The 5,348-nt window shown below is 75.2% G+C and carries 2 protein-coding genes; both read left to right on the forward strand.

Features of this window, described 5'->3' with window-relative positions:
• Window positions 1-1,011, forward strand: a 1,011-nt coding sequence (locus tag ACZ4VL_RS39990; RefSeq protein ID WP_468210773.1) for an acyl carrier protein, incomplete at its 5' end; no start/stop codon positions are given.
• A 76-nt stretch (window positions 1,012-1,087) separates the two neighbouring features.
• A partial coding sequence (locus ACZ4VL_RS39995) for a type I polyketide synthase (protein WP_468210776.1) occupies window positions 1,088-5,348 on the forward strand: 4,261 nt, incomplete at its 3' end.

Genomic DNA, 5,348 nt, shown 5'->3' on the forward strand with positions numbered 1-5,348 from the left:
GTGGACGCGGCGTGGAACCTGCACGAGCTGACGCGTGAGCTGGACCTGTCGGCGTTCGTCCTGTTCTCCTCCGCCGCCGGCGTGTTCGGCGGCGCGGGGCAGGCCAACTACGCGGCGGCCAACACCTTCCTGGACGCCCTGGCCGCCCACCGCCGGGCTGCCGGCCTGGCGGGCACCTCGCTGGCCTGGGGCCTGTGGGCCGAGACCGGCGGCATGGGCGCCACCCTGGCTGCCGACGAGGTCTCGCGCCTCGGCCGCGGCGGTGTCCACCCCCTCACCGCCGCCGAAGGCGTCGCCCTGTTCGACTCCGCCGGCGCCACCGGGCAGGCGCTGCTGGTCCCGGTCAAGCTGGACCTGGCGGCGCTGCGCACGCAGGCCGGCAGCGGCATGCTCCCGCCGCTCCTCTCCGGCCTGGTCCGTACCCCCGTACGCCGGAGCGCGGGCACCACCGCGGCCGGTGCGGACGGCGGGGCCGAGCTGCGCGAGCGCCTCACCGGGCTCTCGCCGGCCGCGCGCGACGAGGCCCTGCTGGAGCTGGTGTGCGGGTACGTCGCCGGGGTCCTCGGCTTCGCCGGTCCCGAAGCGGTCGACCCGGCACGTTCGTTCAACGAGGTCGGCTTCGACTCGCTGACGGCGGTCGAGCTGCGCAACCGGCTCGGCGCCGCCACGGGCGTCCGCCTGCCCGCCACCCTCGTCTTCGACTACCCGACCCCGACGGCGCTCGTCGAGTACCTGCGGGACGAGCTCTGGCAGGACGGCGCCGCGGCGGTACCCCCGCTGCTCGCCGAACTGGACCGGCTGGAGAAGACGCTCGTCACCTCCACGCCCGACGACGCCGGCCGCGACCGCATCACCGAGCGGCTCCAGGCCCTGCTGGCGGCCTGGGGCGAGGCGGGGGCGCAGGCCGCCGGGGCCACCGCCGCCGACGGGCCCGATGTCGCCGGGGCACTGGAGAGCGCGACCGACGACGACCTCTTCGACTTCATCGGCAAGGAGTTCGGCATCTCATGACGCGCCCGCTCCGGCCCACCCCTCCCCACCACTCTGACTCTTCCGACTCTCTGGCTTCTGTACGAGGGATGCACGTATGAACGAGGAAAAGCTCCGGTACTTCCTGAAGCGGGTGACGGCCGATCTCCACGAGACGCGCCGCCGGCTCCAGGAGGTCGAGTCGGAGGGGCAGGAGCCGATCGCGATCATCGGGATGAGCTGCCGCTACCCGGGGGACGTCGAGTCCCCCGAGGACCTGTGGCGGCTCGTCGCGGGGGAGACCGACGCCATCTCCCCCTTCCCCACCGACCGCGGCTGGGACACGGGAAGCCTGTTCGACGAGGACCCCGACGGACGCGGCACCAGCTACGTGCAGGAAGGCGGCTTCCTGCACGAGGCCAACCGGTTCGACCCCGCGTTCTTCGGGATCTCGCCCCGCGAGGCCACGGCGATGGACCCGCAGCAGCGCCTGCTCCTGGAGATCTCCTGGGAGGCGTTCGAACGGGCCGGCATCGACCCGACCTCGGTCCGCGGCAGCCGCACCGGCGTGTTCACCGGCGTCATGTACCACGACTACGCCTCCCGGCTGCGGGCCGTGCCGCCGGAGGTCGAGGGCTACCTCGGCACCGGCGCCTCCAGCAGCATCGCCTCCGGCCGCGTCTCGTACACGTTCGGCCTGGAAGGGCCGGCGCTCACCGTCGACACGGCCTGCTCCTCCTCCCTCGTCACCCTGCACCTGGCGATGCAGGCGCTCCGCAAGGGCGAGTGCTCGCTCGCCCTCGCGGGCGGCGTCACCGTCATGCCGACGCCGGGCACCTTCACCGAGTTCAGCAAGCAGCGCGGCCTGTCCTTCGACGGGCGCTGCAAGTCCTTCGCGGACGCCGCCGACGGCACCGGGTGGGGCGAGGGCGCGGGCATGGTGCTCGTGGAGCGGCTGTCCGACGCCCGCCGCAACGGCCACCGCGTGCTGGCGGTCGTCCGCGGCTCCGCCGTGAACCAGGACGGCGCCTCCAACGGCCTCACCGCCCCCAACGGCCCCTCGCAGCAGCGGGTCATCCGCCAGGCCCTGGCCGACGCCCGGCTCTCCGCGGCCGACATCGACGTCGTGGAGGCGCACGGCACCGGCACCACCCTCGGCGACCCCATCGAGGCGCAGGCCCTGCTCGCCACGTACGGCCGGGAGCACACCGACGAGCTCCCCCTGTGGCTGGGCTCCGTCAAGTCCAACATCGGGCACACCCAGGCCGCCGCCGGTGTCGCCGGCATCATCAAGATGGTCATGGCGATCCGGCACGGCCGGCTCCCGAAGACCCTCCACGTGGACGAGCCGTCGACCAAGGTCGACTGGTCCGCGGGTGCGGTGTCGCTGTTGCGCGAGACCGTGGACTGGCCGGACACCGGCCGCCCGCGCCGCGCCGCCGTGTCCTCGTTCGGTATCAGCGGCACCAACGCGCACACCATCATCGAGCAGGCGCCGCCCGCGGCGCCCGCCGAACCCGCCCTCGCCGACGCCGACGCGGACGGCGCTGCCGGCGGGGACGTCGACGCCCTGGCCGCCGCCGGCACCGAGCCCGCCGACACCGCCGGGTCCGGCCCCCGGCCGCGTCCGGTCGTCGTGCCCCCGGTCCTGCCGTGGCCGGTCTCGGCCCGCACGGACGAGGCCCTGCGCGCCCAGGCGGAGCGCCTGCTCACCCACCTGCGCGCCCACCCCGACCAGACGCCGCAGGACATCAGCCTGACCCTGGCCACCGGGCGCGCCGCCCTCGAACACCGCGCCGTCGTCATGGCCGGCGACCGGGACGAGGCCCTCACCGACCTCGCCGCGCTCGCCTCGGGCGGCATCACCTCCTCCCGGGTCGTCCTGGGCGAGGCCGGAGCCCGCGGCAAGACCACGTTCCTGTTCACCGGGCAGGGCAGCCAGCGCCTCGGCATGGGCCGCGAACTGTACGACGCCCACCCGGCGTTCGCCGACGCCCTCGACGAGGTCTGCGCCGCCCTGGACCCGCACCTCGGCAGCCCGCTGAAGGACGTGGTCTTCGGCGCGGACGCGGCCGTGCTGGACCGCACCGAGTACGCGCAGCCGGCGCTGTTCGCGGTGGAGGTGGCCCTGTTCCGGCTGCTGGAGTCGTGGGGCGTGAAGCCGGACCTCCTGTCCGGGCACTCCGTCGGTGAGATCGCCGCCGCGCATGTGGCCGGCGTGCTCTCCCTGCCGGACGCGTGCACCCTGGTGGCCGCCCGCGGCCGGCTGATGCAGGCCCTCCCGGCCGGCGGCGTGATGATCGCCGTGGAGGCCACGGAGGACGAGGTCCTGCCGCTGCTGACCGACCGGGTGAGCATCGCCGCGGTCAACGGCCCCCGGTCCGTCGTGATCGCCGGCGACGAGGACGCGGCGGCCGCGGTCGCCGACTCCTTCGACGGCCGGAAGACCAAGCGCCTGACGGTCAGCCACGCCTTCCACTCGCCGCACATGGACGGCATGCTCGACGACTTCCGCCGGGCCCTGGAGGGGATCGCCTTCGAGGCCCCCCGCATCCCCGTCGTCTCCAACCTCACCGGCGCCCTCGTCACCGACGAGATGGGCTCCGCCGGGTTCTGGGTGCGGCACGTCCGCGAGGCCGTCCGCTTCCTCGACGGCGTCCGCGCCCTGGAGGCCGCCGGCGCGACGACGTACGTCGAACTCGGACCCGACGGCGTGCTGTCCGCCCTCGCCCAGGCCTGCCTGACCGGCGACTCCGACGCCGCCGTCTTCACCCCCACCCTCCGCAAGGGGAGCCCCGAAGCGGGGACGGTCACCACCGCCCTCGCCCGGGTCCACGTCCGCGGCACCACCGTCGACTGGCACGCGTTCCACTCCGCCACCGGGGCCGAGCACGTGGACCTGCCCACCTACGCCTTCCGGCGCGAGCACTACTGGCTCGACGCCGGCACCCTCGGCGGCGACGTCACCACCGCCGGCCTCCGCTCCGCCGACCACCCGCTGCTCGGCGCCTCCGTCACCCTGGCCGACGCAGACGGCCTCCTCCTCACCGGCCGGCTGTCCCTCGCCACCCACCCCTGGCTCGCCGACCACCGCGTCGCCGGCGCCGCACTGCTGCCCGGCACGGCCTTCGTCGAGCTGGCGCTCCAGGCCGGCGAGAAGGCAGGCTGCGACCTGGTCGACGACCTCACCCTCGCCGCACCGCTCGTCCTGCCGGAGGAGGGTGGGATCGAGCTGCAGATCACGGTCGCGGCCCCCGACGAGTCGGGCCGCCGGTCCGTCGTCTTCCACTCCCGCGACGGCTTCGCCGCCGACGACGAGCCGTGGGTGCGCAACGCCACCGCGGTCCTGGCAGCGGCAGGGGAGCAGACCCCGGCGTACGACCTGACCACCTGGCCGCCCGCCGGCGCCGAAACCGTCGACGTCGACGCGCTGTACGACGCGCTCGCGGACTCCGGCTTCGGGTACGGGCCGGTGTTCCAGGGGCTGCGCGCCGCCTGGCGGCAGGGCGACGACGTCTACGCCGAGGTCGGCCTCGGCTCCGAGACCCAGCCCGGCGCCGAGCAGTTCACCCTCCACCCGGCGCTCCTCGACTCCGTCCTGCACGCCATCAACCTGGGCTCGCTGGTCGAGAACACCGGCCGGGCACGGCTGCCGTTCTCCTGGTCCGGGGTCACGGTCCACTCCGCCGGGGCGGACGCCCTGCGCGTACGGCTCTCCCGGGCCGGCCGGGACACGGTCCGGCTGGAGATCGCCGACGCGGCGGGCGCGCCCGTCGCAACCGTCGACAGCCTGGCGCTGCGCGCCTTCTCACCCGACCAGCTCGGCGACCGGGCGCACGGCCACCGCGACTCCCTGTTCCACGTGGACTGGGTCGAGGCCGCCGCTGCCCCGGGCGGGTCGTCCGACGACTGGATGCTGCTCGGCGAGGGCACGCAGGCCTTCGCGGACCTCGCCGGGCTGGGCGTCGCGGTCGTCGAGGGCGGCCGGATCCCCGCGGCGCTCGTCGTGCCCTGTACGGAGCCCGCCGGCGACGACGTCGCCGGTGCGGTGCACGCGGCGACGGGCCGGGTCCTGGCGCTGGTCAAGGAGTGGCTGGCCGACGGCCGGTTCGCGGACGGACGCCTCGTCCTCCTGACGCGCGGTGCGGTCGCCGCCGTACCGGGCGAGGGCCCGACGGATCTGGTGCACGCCCCGGTGTGGGGTCTGGTGCGTTCGGCGCAGTCGGAGAACCCGGGCAGGATCGTCCTGGTCGACCTCGACGCCGACGGCGACGTCGCCGAGGGGCTCTCGGCCGCGCTCGCCTCGGGCGGGTCCGAGGTGGCGGTGCGTGAGGGCGCGGTGCTGGTGCCGAGGCTGGCGCGGACGGCGACGGCCGCCG

This window comes from Streptomyces sp. NPDC029014 (assembly GCF_055564695.1).